Source organism: bacterium, from assembly GCA_021372775.1.
GTDB lineage: Bacteria > Acidobacteriota > Polarisedimenticolia > J045 > J045 > JAJFTU01.
Window position 1 is genome coordinate 1 of the sequence record JAJFTU010000022.1, and the last position, 24,347, is coordinate 24,347.

The following is a 24,347-nucleotide window of genomic DNA, read 5'->3' on the forward strand; positions in this document are numbered from 1 at the left end:
CCACGGCGAGGCGCGGCGGGTCTCCGAGGTGATGGGGGAGATCGCGGCGGCGAGCGAGCAGCAGACGACGGGGATCGGCCAGGTCAACGTCGGCGTGGAGCAGATGAACCAGATGACGCAGGCCTCGGCGGCGAACTCGGAAGAGTCGGCGTCGGTGGCCGAGGAACTGGCGGGGCAGGCCTCGGAGATGCACCGGCTGGTGGAGATGTTCCGGCTGAGCGGCGCCGCGGCGCCGCTCCGGGCCTTCTCCTCGGCGCCGGCCGCGCCGCGGCCGTCGGCGCCGGCGCCGTTCCGCGCGGCCTCGGCTTCGTCCGGACGCCGGCCGTCGCCCGAGGCGCTCATTCCGCTCGACGACGACGAGGAGCGCTTGAAGTCGTTCTGAGCCCGGTTTCGACGAGGGGCGGCCGCCCGGACGCTCGGCCCGGCGGCCGCCCCCCGCGTTGCACGAGGGGACGCATGTGACGCTCTACCGCAAGGCGCTGCTCAACCTCGCTGTGGTCTTGGTCCTCGCCGCGGTCGCCGTCTGGGCGGTCGCGCAGTGGGTCGTCGTCCGCGGCTTCGACGAGATCGAATACGCCGACGCGGAGCAGCACCTTCAGCGGGCGGTCGCGGCGCTCGAGAACCGCCTCGCCGACGCCGACCGCTTCGCCCGCGACTGGGGCTCTTGGGACGACGCCTACCGCTACGTCGAGGAGCGCGGCAAGGAGTTCGAGCGGTCCAACCTCGACGGCGCCGCCCTCGTCGCCTCGGAGGTCGAGATCGTCGCCTTCTTCGACGCCAAGGGGAACTTCGTCGCCGGGCGGCGGCGGAACGGACGGAACGACCCGTACGCGCCGCTGGAGCGGGCGTCGCTCGCCGATCTCGTCGGCCCGACGCTCGCCGGCGGACCGCCGGTCGCGCGCAAGGGCGTGGCCCTCGCCGGCGGACGGCCGCTGCTCGTGGCGGCGCGGCCGATCCTCCCCAGCTCCGAGATCGGCGCGCCCAAGGGCTGGCTGGTGATGGCGCGGCCGTTCGACCGGGAAACCGTCCACGGGTTGACGCGCGACCTGCTGCTCGACCTGCACGTCGAATCGCTCGACGCGCCGGACGCCGCCGTTCCGCGGGCCGCGCTCGGCCGCGGCGACAAGACGGCGGTCGAGGCGGCGAACGACGACGCGCTGCTCGTCCACGGGATCCTGAAGGACATCGAAGGGCGCCCCGCGCTGGCGCTGGGGGTGGAGATCGACCGGACGATCCACCGTCGCGGCGTCGCGACCGCGCGCTTGATGCTCGTCTCGCTGGCGCTGGTCGGCGCGCTGATCGGGATCGTCGTGCTGCACCGGATCGCGGGGGAGGTCGCGCGGCGGGTCGAGACGATGGAGCGGCGGCTGGCGGCGATCGCCGCGGGCGGCGACTTCTCCGGCCGCCTCGACGTCGGCGGCGAGCGGGACGAACTCGACCATCTGGCCGAGGGCGTCAACGGAACGCTCGCCGCCCTGCAGCGGGCGCGCGACGCGCAGGCGGCCAACGAGCGCGCCTACCGGGAACTGGTCCAGACGGCGAGCCAGGCGATCATCATCGTCGAAGAGGGGAAGATCGTCTTCGCCAACGCCATGGCCGAGGAGATGGGGGGGATCCCCGCCGCGGAGCTCGTCGGCGCCTCGGCCTTCTCCCGCGTCCACCCGCAGGACCGCGGGATGGTGCAGGAGCGCTACGCGGCGCTCGTCGCCGGCCGGGGCTCGGCCGGGCCGCTGGAGTGCCGGCTGCTGGACGCATCGGGCACGGTGAAGTGGATCCACCTCACGTCGACTCCGGTCGCCTGGCGCGGCGCGCCGGCGATCTCCTGCATCGCCGTCGACGTCTCCGCCGAGCGGCGCGCGCAGGAGGACCTGTCGCGGGCGAAGGACGCCGCCGAGGCGGCGAGCCGGATGAAGTCGCTGTTCGTCTCCACCGTCTCGCACGAGATCCGCACGCCGCTCAACTGCATCGTCGGCTTCGCGGAGCTGGCCGCGCGCGCCTCGTCGCTGGAGGAGGCGCGCGGGACGTCGCGGACGATCCTCAAGGAGTCGGAGACGCTGCTCGCGCTGATCAACGGCCTGCTGGACCACGCGAAGATCGAGGCGGGCCGGATGGAGCTCGACCCGCGCGCGGCCGACCTCCGCGCCTGGCTGGCCGACATCGCCGCCGGGACGCGGACGCGCGCCGCGGCCAAGGGGCTCGAGTTCTGGATCGAGGTCGGGCCGAACGTGCCGCGCTTCGTCGTCTTCGACGCGCTGCGCCTGCGCCAGGTGCTGCAGAACCTGCTTTCCAACGCGCTCAAGTTCACGCGCGCCGGCTGGGTCGGGGTCTCGGTCGCCATCGTCGAGCGGACGCCGCGCGAGGTCTCGCTCCGCTTCGCCGTGCAGGACACGGGGATCGGCATCCCGCGGAACAAGCAGGCGACGATCTTCGAGAGCTTCGCCCAGGCCGACGGCGGCACGACCCGCCGCTACGGCGGCACCGGCCTCGGCACGACGATCGCGCGGCGGCTGGTCGAACTGATGGGCGGGACGATGTCGCTGGAGAGCGAGGAGGGAAAGGGCAGCACCTTCTCCTTCGTCGTCTCCTTCCCGACCGCCGAGGCGGCGGCCGCGGAGGAGGAAGCGCCGGCGTCGGCCGCCGCGCCCGCGGGCGGGCGGCGCGGACGCGCGCTGCTGATCGAGGACTACGAGCCGAACCAGGAACTCGCCCGCGCCCACCTCGAGGCGGACGGGTGGACCGTGGACGCCGCCGACGGCGGCGCGATCGGGGTCGAGGCCGCCTGCGCGACGGCCTACGACCTGATCCTGATGGACGTCAGCATGCCGGACATGGACGGCTGCGAGGCGACCCGCCGGATCCGCCGCGAGGGGGCGTCGCGCGGCGCGCCGATCGTCGCCGTCACCGCGCACGCCGGCGAGGACGTGCGCCGCCGCTGCCTCGCCGCGGGGATGAACGACATCATCGCGAAGCCGATCCGCCGCGATTCGTTCCTCGCGGCCTGCGCCCGCTGGGCGGGCGCGGCGGCCGCCTCCTCGCCGCGACTCTCGCCGTCGGCCCCCGCGGGGCGGACTTCCGCCTCCGCGACGCGGCCCGCGCCGTCGGCCGCCGGGGGGCCGACTTCCTCCCCGGCGCCGGCCGAGGATGCGCCGGCGGGCGGACCGCCCGCGGCGGGCGCGCCGGCCGGCGACGCGCCGCTGGCGTGGGACCGCGGCGTGTCGGAGTTCGGCGGCGACGAAGCGCTCTTCGCGCGGATCCTGCGGCAGTTCCTGACCCGCAGCGCCGACGACGTCGCCGCGATCGAGGCCTCCGCCGCGGCTGGGGACCGGGACGCGGCGCGGGCCGTCGCGCACCGGCTCCGCGGCGGGGCGCTGAACCTGGGGGCCGACGCGCTCGGCGAGGCGGCGCGCCTCGTCGAGGAAGCGGCGGACGATCCGTCGGCGTCTTTGCCGCCTCCGGCCGCGCGGCTGCGCGAGGAGCGCGGGCGGCTGTTGCATTGGGCGGAGGACCGCCTGCACCGGGGGTGAACGATGCGGATTCTGGTCGTGGACGACGACTTCGTCGGCCGGGAGAAACTGAAGGCGATCCTCGCGCCGTACGGGGACGTGGACGCCGTTCCGGACGGCGAGGTCGCGGTGCGGATGGTCGACGCCGCGCACCGCGACGGGGCGCCGTACCACCTGGCGACGATGGACGTGAACCTGCCCGGTCTCTCGGGCGCCGGCGCCGTGGCGCAGATCCGCGTGATCGAGAAGGCGAAGGGGATCGCGGAAGGCTGCGGGACGAAGGTGCTGATGATCTCGGCGCGCGCCGACAGCGGCGCCGTCCTCTCGTCGTTCCGCTTCGGCTGCGAGGGGTACCTCGTGAAGCCGGCGACTCCGGACAACGTCGGCGCCGCGCTGGAGAAGATGGGAATCGCGCGGGTTTGAGCGCGCGCCGCGGCGCGTAGAATGGCGGCGTGACGAAGCCCGCGCGGCGGGCCGGCGCCCGCCTCGCTCCGGCCTTGTGGTTGACGGCGGACGCGGGTCTCGCGGCGCTCGTCGCGTGGCCGGCGGAGGCGCTGCTTCTCTTCCTGCTCAACCCCGACCTGCCGTTCACGCTCGGCGGCTTCGGCGCGACGATGATCGCGCTGCTGCCGCAGGCGCTGGCGATCTTCGTCCTCGCCGGGCCGCTCGCGGTGCTCTTCTTCACCACGCTGCGCGTGGGGCGGAACACGCGCCGCGGCCTGTCCGCGCGCTACGTCCTCCGCTTCGGCGCGCTCGACGCGGCGTTCCTCGCCTTCGCCGCGCTGCGGCAGTGGCAGTCGGTCGGGGAGCTGCTGCCCAGCCTCGCGCGGTCGGCCTTGGGGCTCGCCGGGACGTCCCTCGCCGTCTCGGCGGCGCTGGCGGCGGCGCTGGCCTTCGTGGACGGGCGGCGCCCGGGGTTCGTCGGCGTGCCGTGGATCCTCGCCCTCGGCGTGCTGGCGGTCATCCCGCTCGGCGTGGCCGGCGACATGCGCCGCGTGAAGCTTCCCGAGCCGCGTCCGGTCGAGGCGCCCGGGTTCGAGCCCTCGCGCCGCCTGCTGATCGTCGAGATCCCCGGCCTCGACCCCGACGACCTCGCCCAGTTCGTCGCCCGCGGCAACACCCCGGCGCTGGAGGCGCTGGCCGAGCGGGGCGCCTTCTTCAAGGTCGCCGGCGGGCCGGTCGTCGATCCGGTCGCGCTGCACGCGACGCTCGTCACCGGCCGCGACCCGCGCCGTCATCGGATCCTCGCCGGCGTGCGCTACAAGCCGGCGACGTGGGACATCGCCTTCGGCATCTTCCCGCGCGGCCTGCTGCTCCGCCCGCTGCTGCTGACGCCGTTCTGGGAGCGCGTGCCGGCGCCGGAGGGGGCGGTGCGCGCGGTGGCGCTGCCGGGGATCGCGCGGGCGCTCGGCCTCGAGGCGGCGGTCGTCGGCGATCCGCTCGGCTGGAAGGGGGACGCGGAGGCGCAGATGGTCGTGCCGCGCGCCGCGCTGCGGGCCGGCGCGGCGGTCCGCCTTCCCGGCGAGGACGCGCCGTTCGTCTGCCCGAGCCCGGCGCCGCCCGCCTTCAACCCGCCGGCCGACTCGCTGCGCTCGACCCCCGCGCTGGCCGCGGAGCTGCGCGCGAACCTCGCCGAGGACGTCTGCGCGCTCGCCGCGGGGCGCCGCCTGCTCGCGCGGAGCGCCGCCCCCGCGATCACCCTCGTCCGGCTCGCCGGATACGGCCGCACGGCGTGGCGCTTCGCGGGGTGGCGCGACGACCACCCGGCGCGCAACGCGACCGAGCAGGAGATCGCGGCCTACAAGTGGACCCTGACGCGCTACGTGCGCCTGCTCGATCCGGAGATCGGGCAGCTCGTCGACGCCGCGGGGCCGCAGGCGCTCGTGGCCGTCGTCGCGCCGCTCGGCGTCCGCCCGCGCCAGGACGTCGGCGCCGTCGGTTCCGCGCTCCTCGGCGCGACCAGCGCGACCGGCTCCTTCGCCGGCCCGCCCCCCGGCTTCGTCGTCGTCGCCGGCGAAGGCGCGCGCGCCGGCGAGCGGCTGCCGGACATCTATCCGCTGACGGCGGTGCTCCCGACGCTGCTGTGGGCGCAGGGCCTGCCCGCGGCGGAGGACATGGGGCCGATCGTGCGCGGCGCCTTCGCCCCCGCCTTCCTCGAAGCCCACCCCCTCGTCGCCCTCCCGTCCTACGACTCGCAGTAACCCCACAGTGACGCCGAGATTGTTGCGGGCGGGGCGGCGGGGAGGGCCGTCCGCGGGCGGACGGGTGTCCGGACAGTCCGTCCGTCGGCGGACGCGGGACATCGTCGGGGGGCGGGGCGGCGGCGAGGATGGGCCGCGCGCGCCGCTGTTTTCCGCGCGGCGGGGACGCGGCGCGGATCTTGCGTTCGGTTTCCGGCGTGGACCCCGACCGCCGCGCCGCCTCCGCCGTCTTCGACGGGCCGCCCCCCGGCGACCCGGCGTGGACGCCGTTCCACTGCCCGTGGGACGCCTGTCCCTCGCGCCGCGGGGCCCCGTTCCGCTGGCGCCGCCACGGCGCCTTCCGCCGCGCCGCCGCGCCCCGCCTCGTCCGGCGCTACCGCTGCCTCGCCTGCGGCCGCACCTTCTCCGACCAGACCTTCTCCGGCGCCTACTTCGCCAAGCGCCCGGAGATCCTCGCCCCGCTCGCCAACGCCCTCGTCAACGGCGCCGCCCTCCGCCAGGCCGCCCGCGGCCTCGCCTGCGCCCGCTCCACCGCCGTCCGCGCCGCCGACCGCCTCGGGCGTCTCGCCGCCCTCGCAACGGCCCGGCTCCTCGCGGGGCTCGCCGTCGCCGGGCCGGTGGCCCACGACGACTTCGTCACCTTCGCCCTCCGTCGCCCGCTCGCCGTCTTCCTCGGCACCGCCGTCGACCCGGCGACCGACCTCGTCCTCGCCCTCTCCGCCGCCCCGGGGATCCAGGGCGGCCGCCGCACGCCGGCGCAGCGCCGCCGCCTCCCCGCGCTCCGTGCCGCCCTTCCGCGCGCCGCCCGCCGCCGCGCCTTCCGCGCCCTGCTCGAGGGGCTCCTCGACCGCCTCCCGCCCGGCGCGCGGCTGGAGCTCCGCACCGACGACGACCGGGTCTACCGCGACGTCGTCGACCGCGTCGGGGCGGGGCGGATCGACCACCGCGTCCATCCCGCCCCCCGCCGCGGGCGGGCCGACCCCGCCTACAACCGCGCCCTCGGCCCGGCCAACGCCCTGCACCGCTTCCTGCGCCACGCCGACGCCGAGCACCGCCGCCGGCCGCTCGCCTTCGCCCGCCGGGTCGCCTCCTGCGCCGGCCGCGCCGCCCTCTTCGCCTTCTGGCGCAGCTTCGTCCAGCGCCGCCGCGAGGGCCGCAACGGCGGCCCGACCCCGGCGATGCTCGCCGGCCTCGCCGACCGCCCGCTCTCCTGGGACGACCTCCTCGGCCGGCGCATCTTCCGCCGCGAGATCGCCCGCCTCCCCGACGTCGCCGCCCGCGTCCTCGCCCGCGCCTTCCCCACGCCCGGCGCGAAGGACTCCCCGCGCCTCTTCCCCACGCACTGGCTCGCCCTCGCCTGAGCCTCCCGGCGCTCCGCGCGCCGCTCCGCCCGCGGCGCCGCGCGCCCGGCCTCGGCGCCGAGGGGCGTCGTGTCCGCGACGCGCCCCCGCGCGTCGGGCCGCAACAATCTCGGCGTCACTGTGCGCGTTGACCGGGGGGCGGTTCGGTGCTACAACGCGCCGGACCCGGCGGCGTCGCCGTCAGGCCGCAACAGTCCATCGGTTCCGCGGAGGATGCATGAACGAAGGCGCCGTCCTGATGAACGCGGAGGAGATCGACCGCGCGCTGTCGCGCATCGCCCACCAGGTCCTGGAACAGGCGGGCGGGGCGAAGGAACTCGCGCTGGTCGGGATCCACACGCGCGGCGTGCCGCTGGCGCGCCGCTTGGCTTGGAAGATCGCCCAGGCGGGCGAGGAACTTCCCCCGGTCGGGATCCTCGACATCAACATGTACCGGGACGATCTCTCGCACGCCGAGGACCACCCGGTCGTCCGGCGCACCGAACTGCCGTTCAAGGTCGCCGACCGGCACATCGTCCTCGTGGACGACGTGCTCTACACCGGCCGCACGATCCGCGCGGCGATGGACGCGCTGTCCGACCTCGGCCGGCCGCGCACCATCCGCCTCGCGGTGCTGATCGACCGCGGCGGGCGCGAGCTGCCGATCCAGTCCGACTTCGTCGGCCGCTTCTTCCCGGTCGGGCCGGAGGAGGTCGTCGAGGTCGCGCTGGCCGAGATCGACGGCGGCCCGGACCTCGTCCGCGTCCGCAGCCGCGAGGAAATGCGCCGCGCGGCCGAAGAGGCCCGCCGGCGGGTGGCCGAGGCGGCCCCGCGCGCGGCGGCCCCCGCGCGCCGCGGCGCGCGCAAGGCAACCACCACCAAGAAGAAGGCGGCCAGGAAGCGCGGCCGCAAGGGGACCGGTCGATGAAGCTTCGCAGTCGTCACCTGCTGGGGATCGCCGACCTCGAGCCGGACGAGATCCAGCTGATTCTCGACACGGCGGACACGTTCCTCGAAGTCTCGGGGCGGGAGATCAAGAAGGTCCCGACCCTGCGCGGCAAGACGGTCATCAACTTCTTCGTCGAGCCGTCCACCCGCACGAGGACCTCCTTCGAAGTCGCCGAAAAGCGGCTGTCCGCCGACACCTTCAACATCACCGCCTCGGCCTCCTCGATCGTCAAGGGGGAGACCCTGGTGGACACGGCGCTGAACCTCGAGGCGATGAACCCCGACTTCATCGTCATGCGCCACTCCGAGCCCGGCTCGCACGCGATGCTGGCCCGGATCTGCAAGGCCTCGATCGTCAACGCCGGCGACGGCGCGCACGAGCACCCGACGCAGGCGCTGCTCGACGCGATGACCATGCGGCAGAAGTTCGGCCGCCTCTCGGGGCTCAAGATCACGCTCCTCGGCGACATCCGCCACAGCCGCGTCGCGCGCTCCAACTTCCACCTGCTGGGGAAGATGGGCTCGAAGGTCACGGTCTGCGGCCCGCCGACGCTGATCCCGACGGGGATCGAGACGATGGGCGTCTCGGTCGAGCACGACGTGGAAAAGGCGGTCGCCGGCGCCGACGTCGTGATGGTGCTGCGGATGCAGCTGGAACGGATGAAGACCGGCTACGTGCCGACGCTGCGCGAGTACGCGAAGCTCTACGCGCTGACGCCGGAGCGGATGGACAGGATGCATCCCGACGGGATCGTGATGCACCCCGGGCCGATGAACCGCGGCGTCGAAATCGACAGCGTCGTGGCCGACGGTCCTCGTTCCGTGATTCTCACCCAGGTGGCCAACGGCGTCGCGGTGCGCATGGCGGTGCTGTACCTGTTGGCGGGAGGCGAGCGTGAAAACGCTGCTCATCAGGCGAGCTAGGGTCGTCGATCCGGTCGCCGGGCTCGATGGAGTCCGCGACGTCCTGATCGAGGAAGGCAAGATCTCCAAGGTCGCGGCGCGGATCCAGAAGCCGGGCGTTCCGACGCTCGACCTCGACGGCCTCGTCGTCGCCCCCGGCTTCATCGACATGCACGTCCACCTGCGCGAGCCGGGGCAGGAGTGGAAGGAAACGATCGCGTCGGGCTGCGCGGCCGCCGCGGCCGGCGGCTTCGTCGCCGTCGCCTGCATGGCCAACACCGATCCGGTGAACGACTGCCGGGCGGTGACGGAGATGATCCTCGCCGAGGCCGAGCGCCACGGCGCGGTCCGCGTCCTCCCCGTCGGCGCCCTCTCCAAGAAAATGGAAGGGAAGGAGCTGGCGGAGATCGGCGAGATGGTCGCCGCCGGCTGCGTCGCCGTCTCCGACGACGGCAAGTCGGTGATGGACGGCGGCCTGATGCGCCGCGCGCTCGAGTACTCGACCATCTTCGACCTGCCGGTGCTGGTCCACGAGCAGGACGCGAACCTGCTCGGCACCGGGCAGATGCACGAAGGGGCCGTCTCCGCGCGGCTCGGCCTCGCCGGCATGCCGGCCTCGGCCGAAGAGGCGCTGATCGCCCGCGACGTGCTCCTCGCCGAGGACGCCGGGGCGCGGCTGCACGTGCAGCACGTCTCCACCGCCCGCGGCCTGACGATGATCAGGCTGGCCAAGCGCCGCAAGGTCAAGGTGACCTGCGAGGCGACGCCGCACCACCTCGCGCTGACCGACGAGGCGCTCGAGTCGTTCGACGCGAACTTCAAGATGAACCCGCCGCTGCGGCCGGAAGCCGACCGCGCGGCGCTGCTCCGCGGCGCGGCCGAGGGGGCGATCGACGCGGTCGCCACCGACCACGCGCCGCACCACGCCGACGAGAAGGGGCTCGAGTTCGCGCGCGCCCCGTTCGGCGTCGTCGGGCTCGAGACGGCGGTCGGCGTCGTCCTGACCAAGCTGCACCACGAGGAAGGGGTGCCGCTGCCGCGGATCGTCGAGCTGCTGTCGGTCGGTCCGGCCCGCGCGCTGCGCGTCGCCGGCGGGACGCTCGAAGTCGGCGCCCCGGCCGACATCACCGTCCTCGACCTCGACCGCGAGTGGACGGTCGACCCCGAGAAGTTCAAGAGCAAGGGACGCAACACCTGCTTCGCCGGCATGCCGCTCAAGGGCGCGGCGGCGATGACGATCGTCGGCGGCCGCGTCGTCCACGACGCGCGCTGATCCGGCCCTTTCGCTGTAACCTAGAGGGGCGCCCCGCGGGGGGCGCCCCTTCGTTTTTCCGCGCGCCGCGGAACGAGACAGAGGAACGAACGATGCCCGCCGTGACCGACACGAACCTGCCCGGCCTGAAGATGATTTCGCGCGGCAAGGTGCGCGACATCTACGACCTCGGCGACCGGCTGCTGCTGATCGCCACCGACCGCATCTCCGCCTTCGACGTCGTGCTGCCGCAGCCGGTGCCGGACAAGGGGAAGGTGCTGCACCAGGTCTCCCTCTTCTGGTTCGACCACTTCAAGGACGTCGTGCCGAACCATATCGCCGCCGGCCGGGTGGACGACTTCCCGCCGGAGCTGCGCGCGCACCGCGAGGTCCTGGCGGGGCGCACGGCGCTCGTGCGCAAGGCGAAGATGTTCCCGATCGAGTGCGTCGCCCGCGGCTACCTCGCCGGCTCCGGCTGGAAGGAATACCGGACCTCGGGGACCGTCTGCGGCGTCAAGCTCCCGGCCGGGCTGAAGGAGTCGGACAAGCTGCCCGAGCCGATCTTCACCCCCTCGACGAAGGCCGAGACGGGGCACGACGAGAACATCGACTTCGAACGCGCGGCGGGGATCGTCGGCCGCGAGGCGGCGACGACGCTGCGCGACCTGACGCTCTCGCTCTACGCCAAGGCCGCCGACTTCGCGCGCGGCAAGGGGATCGTCATCGCCGACACGAAGTTCGAGTTCGGCGTGATCGACGGCCGGGTCGCGCTCTGCGACGAGGTCCTCACCCCCGACTCGTCGCGCTTCTGGCCGGCCGACCAGTACAAGCCGGGCGGGCCGCAGCCGTCGTTCGACAAGCAGTTCGTGCGGGACTGGCTGGAGTCGATCCACTGGAACAAGCAGCCCCCCGCTCCGTCGCTGCCGGCCGAGGTGATCGAGGGAACGCGGGCCCGCTACGTCGAGGCGCTGCGGATCCTCTCCGGCCACGGCCTGACCGAGTAGTCTCGGAAGAGCCGAGCGAGGCCGGCGGACGCCGGCCCCGCCGCGCGCCGCGCGAAGGCCGCCCCCCGCGGGCGGCCTTCGTGTTTTCGGGCGGCGCGAAAAGCTTGCGCGGGGCCCGTTTCGCCCGATACATGAAGGTCGCGGGGCGTTCGCCGCGGACGGAGGGATCGGTATGAAACGGACGTACCACTGCCCGCACTGCGACGGGCTGCTCAATCCGAACGTGAAGATCATCCTCAAGGCCGAGGCCGCCGCGGGGCCGGGGCTCGTCCTCTTCAGCCCGCGTCCCGGCAACTACGAGGCGATCGTCGCCGAGGACCTCCACATCAAGAAAAAGGAGACGGTCCGCTTCTCCTGCCCGCTCTGCGGCAAGGACCTGACGTCGAGCCGCGACCGCACGATGGCGGAGATCAACTTCGTGTCGCCGTCGGGGCAGGAAGGGCGCGTCGTCTTCTCCCGCGTCTTCGGCCACCACGAGACGTACTTCGTGACCGACGAGCAGGTGTCGGGGTACGGCGGCCACATCGGCGAGGACCAGCTGAACTTCTGGGGCATGGGGCCGCGCCGCTGAGGACCTGCCGCGCGGCGCCGGACTCCGCGCGGCGCCGGACCGGCCGCCGCGGACAGCGGGGCGGCGCGGCTCAGTCCACCGCGCGGCTCAATCCACGGCGCGGATCGGGGCGCCGAAGAACGCCTCGCCCCGCTCGATCTTCCCCTCGTCGTTGAACTGCATCGCCTCCGCGGCGCGGCCGACGAGGTCGTCGAAGACGCTGTCGTAGATGACCACCAGCGTCTTGGACCGCTCGTCCCAGACGACGTGGTCGACGTCGATCTCGACCCGTTTTAGGTTCTCCCGCGCCTCGTGCCAGTAGGCGGCGAGCGCCGCCCGCCCCTTGATGCGCGCGCGCCCGGTCAGCGGAATCGCGTTCGGGCTGATGAACTCGCAGTCTTCGGCGTAGTACGCGACGACGGAGTCGATTTCGCGCCGCCGCCAGGCGGCGGCCCAACTTTCCGCGAACGCGTGAGGATCAACCTGCAGCATGGCGGGCCCTCTCCTCCTTCCCCCGGGGAAGAGTAACCCGAAATCGCGCGGGGAGCCCCGGCCGCGCGCCGCGCGCCGACGCGTTCGTGCGAGGATGACGCCGCGCGCGCCGCGTTCCGCGCGCCGGCGCGGTCCGGCGCCCGGGCCGCGGACGTCGCGGAGGAGACGTTCGGCCATGATCCAGATCGCGTGGTGGATGTACCCGGTCGCCGTCGTCGTCGGGCTCCTCGTCCTGGCGTGGCTGCTCGGCCTGCGCTACATCCCGCACAACAAGGTCGGCGTGATCGAGAAGCTCTGGTCGGCGCGCGGCTCGCTCTCCGGGGGGCGGATCGTCGCCGCGCAGGGCGAGGCCGGCTTCCAGGCCCGCCTGCTGCGCGGCGGGCTGCACCTCGGCTACTTCCCGTGGCAGTACCGGATCCGCCGCCAGCCGCTGGTCGTCGTCGCCGAAGGGAAGATCGGCTACGTCTACGCCCGCGACGGGCAGCCGCTGCCGCCGACGCAGACGCTCGGCCGGACGGTCGACTGCAACCACTTCCAGGACGCGGCGGCGTTCCTCGCCGGCGGCGGGCAGCGCGGCCGCCAGCGGGCGGTGCTGCGCGAAGGCGTCTTCGCCGTCAATCTCGCGCTCTTCGTCGTGATCACGGAGGACGTCGTTCTCTGCGGGCCGATCCGCGAGCAGAACGAGGACAAGTACCGCGACTGGCAAGGCCAGCTCCGCGCGATCGGCGGGTTCGAGCCGGTCGTCGTCGGCCACGGCGGCCGCCAGGCCGAGGCGGAGGTCGCGCAGGCGCCGACCGGCGGCGAAATGCGGCTCGGCCCGACCGACACGATCGGCGTCGTCACCGTCCACGACGGGCCGCCGATCGAGACCGGCGAGGTGATCGCCCCCGAGGTCCGCGCCGCGGGAGGCGACGGCCACCAGTACTTCCAGGACATCGAGGCGTTCCTCGCCCTCGGCGGCAAGCGGGGAAAGCAGCTCCAGGTGCTCACCGACGGGACCTTCTTCGTCAACCGCTGGTTCGCCACGGTCGAGATCCGCCCCAAGACGCTGATCCCGATCGGCTACGTCGGCGCGGTCGTCTCCTACTTCGGGGAGCGCGGCAAGGACATCACCGGCGACGCCTTCCGCTACGGCGAGCAGGTGGAGACCGGCGAGCGCGGCGTCTGGAAGCGGGCGCTCGCGCCGGGGAAGTACGCGCTCAATCCGTACGCGATGAAGGTCGAGCTCGTCCCGACGGTCAACTTCGTGCTGCGCTGGATCACCGGCCAGATGGAGGCCCACCAGTACGACCGCGACCTGACGAGCATCGAGCTGATCACCGCCGACGGCTACGAGCCGGTGCTGCCGCTCTCGCTCGTGCTCCACATCGACTACGAGAAGGGGCCCTCGGTCATCCAGCGCTTCGGCGACGTGCGCCGGCTGATCAGCCAGACGCTCGACCCGATCCTCACCGCCTACTTCCGCGACGTCGCGCAGAGCTCGAACATGCTCGACCTCCTGACCCGCCGCGAGGAGATCCAGGCGCGGGCGACGGTCGAGCTCGGCAAGCGCTTCAAGGAGTACGACATCAACTGCATCGCCGTGCTGATCGGGCGGCCGGAGTCGAAGGTCGCGGCCGGCGCGGCCGACCCGATCGAGGCGCTGTTCGACCAGCTCCGCGCGCGGCGGCTGGCCGAGGAGCAGAAGGCGACCTACGCCAAGCAGGAGGAGGCCGCGGGGAAGCTGAAGGAGCTCAACGACGCGCAGGCCGCGGCGGCGAAGCAGACCGAGCTGACCCAGACGCGGGTCGACGTCGAGATCGCCGGGAACCGCGGCGAGGCGCAGCTCGCCGAGGCGCGGCGGCTGGCGCAGCGCGACGTCGTGCGCGCCGACGGCGACGCGCGGGCCCGCGAGCTGCAGGGACGCGGCGAGGGGGCGCGCGTGGCGCAGATCGGCCTCGCCGAGGCGGCGGTCTTTCTGCAGAAGATCCGGGCCTACGGCGACCCGCGGCTCTTCGCGCTCAACCTCGTCGCCGAGCGGTTCGCGCAGAGCGCGCAGCCGATCGTGCCGGAGCGGCTCTTCGTGCTCGGCGGCGGCGCGGGCGAGCGGCCCGAAACCGGCGCGGCGGGCGGGGGGGCGAACGTGCTCAACCAACTGCTGGCGCTGCTCCTGGCGGAGAAGGCCGGATTCGCCCCCGGCGAGGCGCCGCGCGGCCTCGACGAGCTGGAGCGCTACGCCGAGGAGCTGACCCGCCGCTTCGCCCGCGGCGAGGCGCCGGCGCCGGGCGGCGACGCCCCCGCTTCGGGCGGCGCGCCGGCCGCCTGAACCGCGCCGCAGCCTCAGAGCGCTTCGTCGAGCGCGGCGAGCGCGTCGTCCCAGCGCGGCGCCGGCGGAGCGGCGGCGAGGCGCGCGAGGAGCGTCGCCTGCCGCGCGACCGACGAGCGGAGCGCCGCGGCGTCGAGCCGGCCGCTCTCGAGCGCGGCGGCGACTTCGTCCCGCGCGCGGCGCGGGGCGTCGAGCCCGCGGCAGAAGAGGGCCAGATCGCACCCCGCGGCGAGCGCGCGCGTCGCCCGCTCGCCGGGCGCGCCGAGCGCGGCGACGGCGCCCATCTCGAGGTCGTCGCTCACGATCAGGCCGGAGAAGCCGATCCGCCCGCGCAGCCATTCGCCGACGAGCCGCGCGCTGAATGTCGCCGGTCCGGCCTCCGGCCCCTCGACCGCGGGGTACGCGGCGTGCGCCGTCATGACCAGCGGCGCGCTCTTGGCGAGATCGACGTAGGGACGGAGGTGCGCGTCCCACAGCTCCTTCTCGCCGAGCGGGCTCCGCGCGAGGCCGACGTGCGTGTCGAGGTCGGTGCCGCCGAGCCCCGGGAAATGCTTGAGGCATCCCGCGACCCCCGCGTCCTCGAGTCCCGCCAGCACGGCTCCGTCGAGAGCCGCGGCCCGCCCCGGATCGAGGCCGAACGAGCGCGCGCCGATCGCGTTCGTCCCCGGCCCCTCGTCGAGGTCGGCGACCGGCGCGAAGTCGACGTTGAAGCCGACGGCGCGCAGCGCGCCGCCGACGAGCCGCCAGACGTCGCGCAGCCGCTCTTCCCCCCACGCGCCCTGCGCGCGCCCCTCGGGGAGACGGCGGAAGACCGGCGCGATCTCGGCGAGGCGGTTGACCTTCCCGCCTTCCTCGTCCACGGCGAGGAGGAACGGGCGGCCGAGGATCTCGGCCAGCGCCGAGGCGAGGTCGCGCGTCTGCGCGGCGCTCTTGAGGTTGCGCGCGAAGAGGATCGCGCCGGCGGGGGCGAGGTCGCGCAGCGCGGCCTCGTCGGCGGGGGAGACGTCGGGACCGGGAAGCGCCGCGACGATCAGGCGCCCGGGATCGAGAAGGGAGGCCATGGGGCGATTGTGTCGGCGCGGCCGCGGCCCGTCAACGCGGCGGCTATACTACGAAGCGATGAGCCTTCTCTCTCGCTCGGCGGCGGTCGCCGCCGTGGTGGCGCTGGCGGCGCTCGGCGTCGGCTGCGCCTCGTACCCGCGTTACCGCTACCAGCCCCGCCTCACCGCGGCGGGGGCCGACGTGCAGGCGGCGCTCTCGATCGCCGGCGGCAACGAGGTCTCGGACGGGAACAAGGTGGACGTGCTGGTCAACGGCGACCAGGTGTTCCCGGCGATGCTGGAGGCGATCCGCGGCGCGCGGAACAACGTCCACCTCGAGACCTACATCTTCCGCGACGGCGAGATCGGCCGGCGGTTCGTCGACGCGCTCGTCGAGCGCGCGCGGGCCGGCGTGAAGGTGCGGCTGCTGCTCGACGGCATCGGGTCGCTCGGCTTCGGCGAGGAGAACGAGGCCAGGCTGCGCGAGGCGGGGGTGCAGGTCGTCTTCTTCCGCCCGCTCAAGCTCTCCAACCTCTTCAAGCTCCATCTCCGCACCCACCGCAAGTACCTGATCGTCGACGGGCGGATCGGCTTCACCGGCGGGATCTGCATCGACGACTCGTGGATGGGGAACGCCGACCGGCCCGACCGCTGGCGCGAGACGCAGGTCCGCGTCGAGGGGCCGGTGGCGCGGCAGATGCAGTCCGGCTTCGCCCGCGCCTGGCTCGAGGCGACGGGGGAACTGCTCAGCGCGCAGGCGCTCTACCCGACGATCGACCGCGTCGGCGACCAGCGCTGCCAGATCATGGAGTCGGCGCCCGGCTTCAAGGGGAACCCGGCCCGGCTCTCGTTCCTCGTCGCCGTCGCCTCGGCGAAGCGGTCGATCGACGTCACGAACGCCTACTTCGTGCCGGACGGCGTGGCGCTCGAGGCGCTGGAGAAGGCCGCCCAGCGCGGCGTGCAGGTGCGGCTGCTCCTGCCGAGCCGCAACACCGACGTCAAGTCGGTCCGCTACGCGGGACGCAGCTACTACCGGCGGCTGCTCGAGGCGGGCGTCGGGATCTACGAGTACGAGCCGTCGCGCCTCCACGCCAAGACGATGGTCGTGGACGGCGAGTGGGCCACGGTCGGCTCGACGAACCTCGACCGCCGCTCGTTCGTCTGGAACTACGAGTCGAACCTGAACTGCTTCGACCGCCGCGTCGCCGAGGAGCTGACGCGGATCTACGAGGCCGACCTCGCCAAGTCGTCGAAGGTCGAGCTGGCGGCGTGGAAGAAGCGGCCGTTCGGGGAACGCGTGCTCGAAACGTTCTACGGGCTGTTCCGCTCGCAGTTCTGAGCGTCGTTTCCGTCCCCGAGTCGCGCCGCGCGGCGGCGTCCGTCCCGCGCCGCTCGTCCGCGAAAGACCGCAGCCGTTTCGGACGGGACGCCCCTTTTCGGGCGCGCCGCCCATCTCCTCGCGCCGGCGGCGGTCAAGTTCGCCCCACCCTGTCCGATAAGCAGCCCGCAAGGCCGCGTGGGCCGGGAAAGGAATCGTCCTTGGTCCCGGCGAACGACGCGCGGATCGGCGGGAACAGATGGCGACCTGCGCCCCGATGTTGGACGGCGGAGCGGCCGCGGCTGCGGTCGGAGCGTCCGTCCGGAGTCTCCGCGAAGCGGCGGGGAGGCTCGAAGCGCTCTTCTGCGGGGCGGGCGGCCGTCTGGCCGAACTCCACGCCCGCGCGCTCGACATCGCGTCGCGCTCGACGGCGGAGGCGGAGCGGCTCGGCGGCGACGAACTGCGCGCCGCGCGGGACGAGATGCTCGACCTTCTCGACCGCCTCGACCGCTACGCCGCGACCTCCGGCGAGCAGATCGAGCGGGCCGAACGACGGCTCGGCGAGCTGCTCGAGGCGCTGGACGCCGCCACGTCGCGCATCCCGCAGTTCGAGCGGCTGGTCCAAATGCTGCGGATCCTCGGCATCTCGACGAAGATCGAAAGCTCGCGCCTCTCCCGCAGCGACATCGGCTTCGACACCCTGTCCAAGAACGTCGAGGCGCTGGCGATGCGGATCCGCGCCAAGACCGACGATCTCGCCTCGCTCGGCGGTGGCCTCGCCGCGCGGGCGCGGGCGTCGGCGGCCCGGGCGCGCGACCTGCGGTCGGCCCGCTGCGGCCGCTTCGCCGCGGCGATCGCCGAGACCCGCGCCAGCGCCGACCTGCTCGCCTCGAGCTGCGCGCGCGGCGCGCGGGCCGCGGCGGCGGCGGCGGAGACGACGAGCCAGGTCGCCGCGGCGGTCGGCGACATCGTCACCTCGATGCAGTTCCACGACATCACGCGGCAGGAGCTCGAGCACGTGCGCGAGGCGGTCGCCGAGCTGTCGTTCGCCGACGAAGGCGCCGGGCGCGTCTGCGCGCTGCAGGCGGCGCAGCTGGGCAACTCCCGCGGCCGGCTGGCCGCCGCGGTCGCCTCGGCGCGCGAGAGCTTCGGCGGCATCGGGCGGCGGCTCACGCTCCTCGCCGGGACGACCGGCGAGCGCGACGCCGGCGCGGGCGCCGGGTCGCTCGAGCGGCTGGACCGGTCGCTCGTGCCGGTGGCCGACGAGCTGGCCGCCGACGAGGCGTCGTACGGCGCGCTGGCCGAAGTGACCGACGCGGTCGCGTCCGCGGCCGAGGACATGTCGCGCCTCGCCGCCGAGATCGAGTCGATCGGAGCGGAGGTCGGGCGGATCGCGCTCAACGCCAGCGTGAAGGCGGCCCACACCGGCGCGGAAGGGGCCGCGCTCGGCGTGCTCGCGGAGGAGATCCAGCGGCTGGCGACCGACACCCGCCGGCGCACCGGCGAGCTCGCCGCGCCGCTCCGCGGCGTGGCCGCGGCCGCCGCGGAGATCCGGCGCGACGTGAAGGGCGCGGAGAGCTCCGGCGCGCACGGGTCGGGGAAGGGGCTCGGCGACGAGATGCGCCGCCTGGCCGCGAACCTCTCCGCCTTCGCCGGGCGCGGCGCCGCCGCCGGGATCGAGCGGGACGCCCGTTCCCTCGCCTCGGAGCTGGACGCCGTCGCCGCCGGCTTCGCCGGCCACGCCGCGGTGGACGGCGAGCTCGCGGACGTGGAGCGGGCGCTGCGCGGCGCGGCCGAGGCCTGCGGCGCCTCGGAGCTCGACGCGGACGATCTCGCGCACTTGGCGGCCCGGTACACGACCGGCGCCGAGCGGCGCGTGCACGAAGAACTGATCGGCGGCGTCGCGGGCGCTCCCGGCGAGGCCGCGGGCGAATTCGGCGACAACGTCGAGCTGTTCTAGGAGGACGCGATGGAAGCGACGTGGGCGATCGACGACGGCGTGGGGACGCTCGCGCTCGGCGGCGCGCTGACGATCGAGTCGGCGGCGGAACTGAAGGCCGCCCTGCTTCGCGCGTTGGACGAGGCGCCGGTCGTGGCGCTGCGCTTCGAGGACGACGCGCGGCCGGACGTCTCCTGCGTGCAGCTGCTCTGCGCCGCGCACCGCTCGGCGATGCGGCGCGGAACGACCTTCGCGCTCCGCGGACCGCTGCCCGCGACGCTCGCCGCGGTCGTGGGCGAGTTCGCGCCCTGCGTTCCGGGCGCCGCGGCCGGCGCGGTCTGCCTGTGGGAAGGAAGGGGGGACGGATGTCAAAAGAGATCCTGATCGTCGACGACTCGACGAGCATGCGGCAGATGGTCGCGTTCACCCTGCGGGGCGCCGGCTACGCCGTGCTCGAGGCGGCGGACGGGCGCGAGGCGCTCGACCGCTTCTCGGCCTCGCCCGAGGTGGGGCTGGTCGTCACCGACCTCAACATGCCGAACCTCGACGGGATCGGGCTGATCAAGGCGCTGCGGGCGCAGCCGCGCGGGCGCTTCCTGCCGATCCTGATGCTGACCACCGAATCCCAGGACGCGCGGAAGCAGGAGGGGAAGGCCGCCGGCGCGACGGGATGGATCGTCAAGCCGTTCCGCCCCGAACAGCTGGTGGCGGTCGTGCAGAAGGTGCTCAAGTGATCGACCAGCATCGCGCGGCGTTCGTGGAGGAGGCGACCGAGCTGCTCGGGGAGCTCGAGACGACCCTCCTGACGCTCGAGGAGAACCCTCGGGACCGCGAGATCATCGACCGCGTCTTCCGCGCCCTGCACACGATCAAGGGCTCCGGGGCGATGTTCGGCTTCGACGCCGTCGCCGCCTTCACCCACGAGCTGGAGACCGCGTTCGACCGCGTGCGCCGCGGCGAGCTCGAGGTCTCGACCGCGCTGATCGAGCTGACGCTCGCCGCGCGCGACCACATCCGCGACCTGCTCGACGTCGAGGGGACGCCGGACGAAGTGCAGCGGGTCCGCGGCGCCGCGGTCGTCGAGGCGCTGCTCGCGCTCTGCCCGCGCCGGGACGCGCCGGCCGCCGCGGCGGAGGCGCCCCGCGCCCCGTCGTCGTCGGCCGCCGCGGCCGGCGCGGAAACGACGTACCGGATCCGCTTCAAGCCGCCGGCCGACATCTTCCTGCGCGGCGGCGACCCCTCGGCGCTGATGGCCGAGCTGGCCGGCCTCGGCGCGCTGCGCTTCGCGCTGCGGACCGACGATCTCCCGCCGCTCGAGGAACTCGACCCCGAACAGTGCCGCTGCTCCTGGGAGGCGGTCCTGACGACGAGCCGGCCGCTCGACGACGTGCGGAACGTCTTCGTCTTCTTCGAGGACGACGCCGAGCTGCGGATCGACGTCGTCGACGTGGACGCCGACGAAGGGGCGCCGCCGAAGCGGCTGGGCGAGATCCTCGTCGAACGCGGCGACGTCTCCGAGGACGCGGTGCGGGCCGCGCTGGCGACGCAGCGGCGGATCGGCGACGTCCTGATCGAGCAGGGGCTCGTGTCGCCGGCCAAGGTCCACGCCGCGGCGGTCGAGCAGAAGGCGGTGCAGGACGCGCGGACGAAGCGCCAGACGGCCGAGGCGGCGTCGAGCGTGCGGGTCGCCGCGGAGCGGCTCGACCAACTCGTCAACCTCGTCGGGGAGCTGGTCACCGTGCAGGCGCGCTTCTCGGCGACCGCGCTGCGGCGCGGCGACCAGGAGCTCGCCGCGCTGGCCGAGGAGGTCGAGCGGCTGACCTGGGAGCTGCGCGACACGGCGATGAACATGCGGATGCTGCCGATGGGGGCGACGTTCGCCAAGTTCCGCCGCCTCGTGCGCGACCTGGCCCGCGACCTCGGCAAGGAAGTGGAGCTGGAGACCGAAGGGGCGGAGACCGAGCTCGACAAGACGGTCATCGACCGCCTCGGCGAGCCGCTGGTCCACCTCGTGCGCAACGCCGTGGACCACGGCATCGAGGCGCCGGAGGCGCGCGCGGAGCGGGGCAAGCCCCGCGCCGGCACGGTGCGGCTCTCCGCGGCGCACATGGGGGCGAGCGTCGTCGTCGAAGTGCGCGACGACGGCGCCGGCCTCGACGCGGAGGCGATCCGCGCCAAGGCGGTCGAGCGGGGGCTGCTCCCGCCGGGCGCCGAGCCGTCGGAGCAGGACCTCTTCGCGCTGATCTTCCATCCGGGGTTCTCGACGGCGAAGCAGGTGTCGAGCGTCTCCGGGCGCGGCGTCGGGATGGACGTCGTGAAGCAGGCGATCGACGCGCTGCACGGGCAGATCGAGGTCCGCTCGCGGCGCGGCGAGGGCACCACCGTCGCGGTCAAGCTGCCGCTGACGTTGGCGATCATCGACGGCCTTCTCGTCGGCGTCGGCGGCGAGCGCTACGTCCTGCCGCTCTCCGTCGTGCAGGAGTGCGTGGAGCTGACGCGCGCCGACGCGGAGGCGATGCACGGCCGGCGCGTGGCTTCGGTCCGCGGGCGGCTCGTGCCGTACGTGCGGCTGCGCGAGATGTTCGACGAACCGGGCGAGCGGCCGGCGATCGAGCAGATCGTGATCGTGTCGGCGGAAGGACGCGAGATCGGACTGGTCGTGGACCACATCGTGGGCGAGCACCAGACGGTCATCAAGTCGTTGGGACGGGTCTACAAGGACATCGTGGAACTTTCGGGCTCGACGATCCTCGGAGACGGCAGCGTCGCGCTGATTCTGGACGTGCCGAAGATCGTCGAGAGGGCCGAGAACGAGGAGCGCGCGCTCACGGCGTGAGGCCGTCGCGCGGAGGAGAGGCTGCGCAGGAGAGCCCAGGACGGCGGGAGCCGTCGCTGCGTCGCCGGGCCCGGGGCGGTTGGACCGGGCAAGGCCATGGGCCGGCCGGACGCCAAGTCCGGGGGAGAGCGCCATGTTGGACAACGTGAAGATCGGCAGGAAGCTCGTCGGCGGGTTCGCCGCCGTCGCCGCCGTCGCCGCCCTCGTCGGCGGGATCGGCGTCGTGACCATCACGCGCACGGACAAGGCGCAGGCCGAGCTGCTGGACCGCGTCCAGGCGGTCAACGGCGGGCTGGACGCGGCGAACGCCTCCTACGACGCGCTGCGCACCGCCGCGCGGCGCTACGCCGGCGCGAAGACGGCGGGCGAGCGGGACGGCATGCGGGCCCAGTTCGCCGCCGCCGGCGAGAACTTCGACGCCGCGCTGCGCGGGCTGGACAAGGCCGAGGCGGACGCGACGTCGCGCCGCGCGCTCGAGGGGGTCCGCGACGCCTGCGTCGCCTACCGCGCCGTGCTGGACAAGGTGGCCGGCCTGATCGACGGCGGCCGCGAGGACCGCGGGCGCGAACTCCTCGACACCGACGCCCAGACCGCGGCGGCCCGCGTCGCCGGCGCGACGGCCTCCGCGCGCAAGGACATCTCCGAGCAGGCGAACGCCGCGTCCGACGCCCTGTCGTCGTCCGCGGACCGCGCCGTCGCGCTGATGATCGTCGTGCTGGTCCTCGGCGTCGCCTTCGCTCTCTTCTTCGGCGTCATGCTCGCCCGTTCGATCGCCGCGCCGCTGGCGCAGGGGCTCGAGATGATGCAGGAGCTGGCCCTCGGCCGGCTCGGCCGCCGTCTGCGGCTCGGCCGGCAGGACGAGGTCGGCGAGTTGGCCCGCGGCATGGACCAGTTCGCGGACCAGCTGTCGGCGATCGCCAAGGAGCTGCGCCGCGTGGGCGACGGCGACCTCGCCGCCTCCCTGACGCCGCAGTGCGCCGAGGACGAGATCTCCCCGGCCTTCAACCAGACCGTCAAGGCGGTCAACGGCCTCGTCACCGAGATGGAGCGGGTCACCGGCGCGGCCGGCGGCGGCGACTTCTCGGCCCGCGTCGAGGCGGCGCGCTTCGCCGGCGCCTACCGCGACGTCGCCGAAGGGGTCAACCGGACGCTCGACATCGTGCTCGAGAAGACCGACTGGTACGAGGCGATCATCGACGCCGTGCCGTTCCCGATCCACGTCACCGACGAAGAGATGAAGTGGACGTTCCTCAACCGGCCGTTCGAGAAGCTGATGGTCGAGCGCGGCGCCGTGCGCGACCGCAAGGACGCCGTCGGCCGCCCGTGCAGCACGGCCAACGCCAACATCTGCAACTCGCAGGGCTGCGGCATCCGCCAGCTCCAGCGCGGGATCAACGAGAGCTTCTTCGACTGGTGCGGCATGAGCTGCAAGCAGGACACCGCCGAGCTGCGCGACCGCAAGGGGAAGAAGCTGGGCTACGTCGAAGTCGTCACCGACCTGACCTCGATCCTGCGGGCGCAGGACTACACCAACGTCGAAGTCGAGCGGATGGCCGGGAACCTCTCCCGCCTCGCCGAGGGGCGGCTCGACCTCGACATGACGCTGCCCGAGGCCGACCAGCACACGCAGAAGGTCCGCGCGCAGTTCGGCAAGATCCACGACAGCCTCTCGCTGGCCAAGGACGCGGTCTCGGCGCTCGTCGACGACGGCAAGATGCTGGCCAAGGCCGCGGTCGAGGGGAAGCTCGCGACGCGCGCCGACGCCTCGCGCCACAAGGGCGAGTTCCGCGCGGTCGTGCAGGGCGTGAACGACACGCTCGACGCGGTGATCGGCCCGCTGAACGTCGCCGCCGGCTACGTCCACCGGATCTCGAAGGGCGAGGTCCCGGAGAAGATCACCGACGCCTACCAGGGCGACTTCAACACGATCAAGAACAACATCAACGCCTGCGTGGACGGCCTCGCCGGGCTCGTCGAGGCCGACGCGGTGCTGCAGCGGATGGCGGTCAACGACTACACCAAGACCGTCCAGGGGAGCTACGCCGGGATCTTCGCCGACGTCGCCAAGGCGACCAACCTCGTCCACTCGCGGGTGGACCACACGATCGACATCCTCAAGAGCGCCGCGATCGGCGACCACGCCAAGGACCTCGAGGACCTCAAGCGGGTCGGCCGGCGGTCGGAACACGACACGCTGATTCCGGCGATGATCCAGCTGCTGGAGGCCAACGACGGCGTCGCGTCGGCGGCGATCGCGCTGTCGAAGGGCGACCTGCGGCTCGCCGTCAAGGAGCGGTCGGAGAACGACCAGTTGATGCGGGCGATGAAGACGATGATCGCGCGCCTCACCGAGGTCGTCGGCGAGGTCAAGTCGGCGGCCGAGAACGTCGCCTCCGGCTCGCAGCAGATGAGCAGCGGGGCCGAGGAGCTCTCCTCCGGCGCCAGCGAGCAGGCGGCGGCGGCCGAAGAGGCTTCCTCCTCGATGGAGGAGATGGCGAGCAACATCCGCCAGAACGCCGACAACGCCAACCAGACGGAGAAGATCGCCGTCAAGGCGGCCGACGACGCGCGCGAGGGCGGCAAGGCGGTGCAGCAGACGGTCGCCGCGATGAAGGAGATCGCCGAGAAGATCTCGATCATCGAGGAGATCGCGCGGCAGACGAACATGCTGGCGCTCAACGCGGCGATCGAGGCCGCCCGCGCCGGCGAGCACGGC

At 73.7% G+C, this 24,347-nt stretch carries 18 protein-coding genes and 1 pseudogene; 17 read left to right on the top strand and 2 right to left on the bottom strand.

The annotated features are described in order from the left end of the window. The 10 genes and pseudogenes from LLG88_00645 to LLG88_00690 form a co-directional block, all read left to right on the top strand. Nucleotides 1–382: hypothetical protein (locus LLG88_00645; protein ID MCE5245419.1), on the top strand; the 382-nt coding region annotated here is incomplete at its 5' end. A gap of 76 nt (nucleotides 383–458) precedes the next feature. Further along, nucleotides 459–3,524 (top strand): response regulator, encoded by a 3,066-nt coding sequence (locus LLG88_00650; protein MCE5245420.1) that lies wholly within the window; start codon nucleotides 459–461, stop codon nucleotides 3,522–3,524. Between the two features lie 3 nt (nucleotides 3,525–3,527). After that, complete coding sequence (locus tag LLG88_00655; protein ID MCE5245421.1) at nucleotides 3,528–3,926, top strand: response regulator; 399 nt, start codon at nucleotides 3,528–3,530, stop codon at nucleotides 3,924–3,926. A 29-nt stretch (nucleotides 3,927–3,955) separates the two neighbouring features. Next, nucleotides 3,956–5,704: an alkaline phosphatase family protein gene (locus LLG88_00660; GenBank protein MCE5245422.1), complete on the top strand. Its 1,749-nt coding sequence runs from the start codon at nucleotides 3,956–3,958 to the stop codon at nucleotides 5,702–5,704. 197 nt (nucleotides 5,705–5,901) lie between these two features. Beyond that, a complete protein-coding gene (locus LLG88_00665; protein ID MCE5245423.1) occupies nucleotides 5,902–7,065 on the top strand; it encodes a hypothetical protein in 1,164 nt (387 codons plus the stop codon). 217 nt (nucleotides 7,066–7,282) lie between these two features. Next, a pseudogene (pyrR, locus tag LLG88_00670) lies at nucleotides 7,283–7,822 on the top strand (bifunctional pyr operon transcriptional regulator/uracil phosphoribosyltransferase PyrR). Nucleotides 7,823–7,968: 146 nt separating this feature from the next. Continuing rightward, on the top strand, nucleotides 7,969–8,916 hold the full coding sequence (locus tag LLG88_00675; protein MCE5245424.1) for an aspartate carbamoyltransferase catalytic subunit: 948 nt from the start codon (nucleotides 7,969–7,971) through the stop codon (nucleotides 8,914–8,916). Further along, the gene (locus LLG88_00680) at nucleotides 8,888–10,168 is read left to right on the top strand and encodes a dihydroorotase (protein ID MCE5245425.1); all 1,281 of its coding nucleotides are present in this window, start codon (nucleotides 8,888–8,890) and stop codon (nucleotides 10,166–10,168) included. Before LLG88_00675 ends, LLG88_00680 begins: the two co-directional genes overlap by 29 nt. Nucleotides 10,169–10,260: 92 nt before the next feature. Continuing rightward, complete coding sequence (locus LLG88_00685; GenBank protein MCE5245426.1) at nucleotides 10,261–11,151, top strand: phosphoribosylaminoimidazolesuccinocarboxamide synthase; 891 nt, start codon at nucleotides 10,261–10,263, stop codon at nucleotides 11,149–11,151. Nucleotides 11,152–11,323: 172 nt separating this feature from the next. Then, a complete protein-coding gene (locus LLG88_00690) occupies nucleotides 11,324–11,722 on the top strand; it encodes a hypothetical protein (GenBank protein MCE5245427.1) in 399 nt (132 codons plus the stop codon). A gap of 87 nt (nucleotides 11,723–11,809) precedes the next feature. Here the strand turns inward: LLG88_00690 and LLG88_00695 are convergent, their stop codons facing one another. Next, on the bottom strand, nucleotides 11,810–12,193 hold the full coding sequence (locus LLG88_00695; GenBank protein MCE5245428.1) for a nuclear transport factor 2 family protein: 384 nt from the start codon (nucleotides 12,191–12,193) through the stop codon (nucleotides 11,810–11,812). A 175-nt stretch (nucleotides 12,194–12,368) separates the two neighbouring features. Between LLG88_00695 and LLG88_00700 the strand changes: the two genes are divergently transcribed. Next, nucleotides 12,369–14,498 (top strand): hypothetical protein, encoded by a 2,130-nt coding sequence (locus tag LLG88_00700; GenBank protein MCE5245429.1) that lies wholly within the window; start codon nucleotides 12,369–12,371, stop codon nucleotides 14,496–14,498. Between the two features lie 14 nt (nucleotides 14,499–14,512). Here the strand turns inward: LLG88_00700 and LLG88_00705 are convergent, their stop codons facing one another. After that, a complete protein-coding gene (locus LLG88_00705) occupies nucleotides 14,513–15,559 on the bottom strand; it encodes a beta-N-acetylhexosaminidase (protein ID MCE5245430.1) in 1,047 nt (348 codons plus the stop codon). A 58-nt stretch (nucleotides 15,560–15,617) separates the two neighbouring features. Here LLG88_00705 and cls point away from each other — a divergent pair, with 58 nt between their 5' ends. From cls to LLG88_00735, 6 genes are all read left to right on the top strand, one after another. Continuing rightward, nucleotides 15,618–16,877, top strand: a complete 1,260-nt coding sequence (cls, locus tag LLG88_00710; GenBank protein ID MCE5245431.1) for a cardiolipin synthase — start codon at nucleotides 15,618–15,620, stop codon at nucleotides 16,875–16,877. 238 nt (nucleotides 16,878–17,115) lie between these two features. Further along, nucleotides 17,116–18,816, top strand: a complete 1,701-nt coding sequence (locus tag LLG88_00715; GenBank protein ID MCE5245432.1) for a hypothetical protein — start codon at nucleotides 17,116–17,118, stop codon at nucleotides 18,814–18,816. A 9-nt stretch (nucleotides 18,817–18,825) separates the two neighbouring features. Beyond that, nucleotides 18,826–19,179 carry an STAS domain-containing protein gene (locus LLG88_00720; GenBank protein MCE5245433.1) on the top strand — a complete coding sequence of 118 codons (354 nt, stop codon included), beginning with the start codon at nucleotides 18,826–18,828 and terminating at the stop codon, nucleotides 19,177–19,179. After that, on the top strand, nucleotides 19,161–19,529 hold the full coding sequence (locus LLG88_00725) for a response regulator (protein MCE5245434.1): 369 nt from the start codon (nucleotides 19,161–19,163) through the stop codon (nucleotides 19,527–19,529). The genes LLG88_00720 and LLG88_00725 overlap by 19 nt, the downstream gene beginning before the upstream one ends. Continuing rightward, entirely contained in the window at nucleotides 19,526–21,631 is a 2,106-nt protein-coding gene (locus LLG88_00730) for a chemotaxis protein CheA (protein ID MCE5245435.1), read from the top strand. Before LLG88_00725 ends, LLG88_00730 begins: the two co-directional genes overlap by 4 nt. Before the next feature lie 133 nt (nucleotides 21,632–21,764). Further along, nucleotides 21,765–24,347: methyl-accepting chemotaxis protein (locus LLG88_00735; GenBank protein ID MCE5245436.1), on the top strand; the 2,583-nt coding region annotated here is incomplete at its 3' end.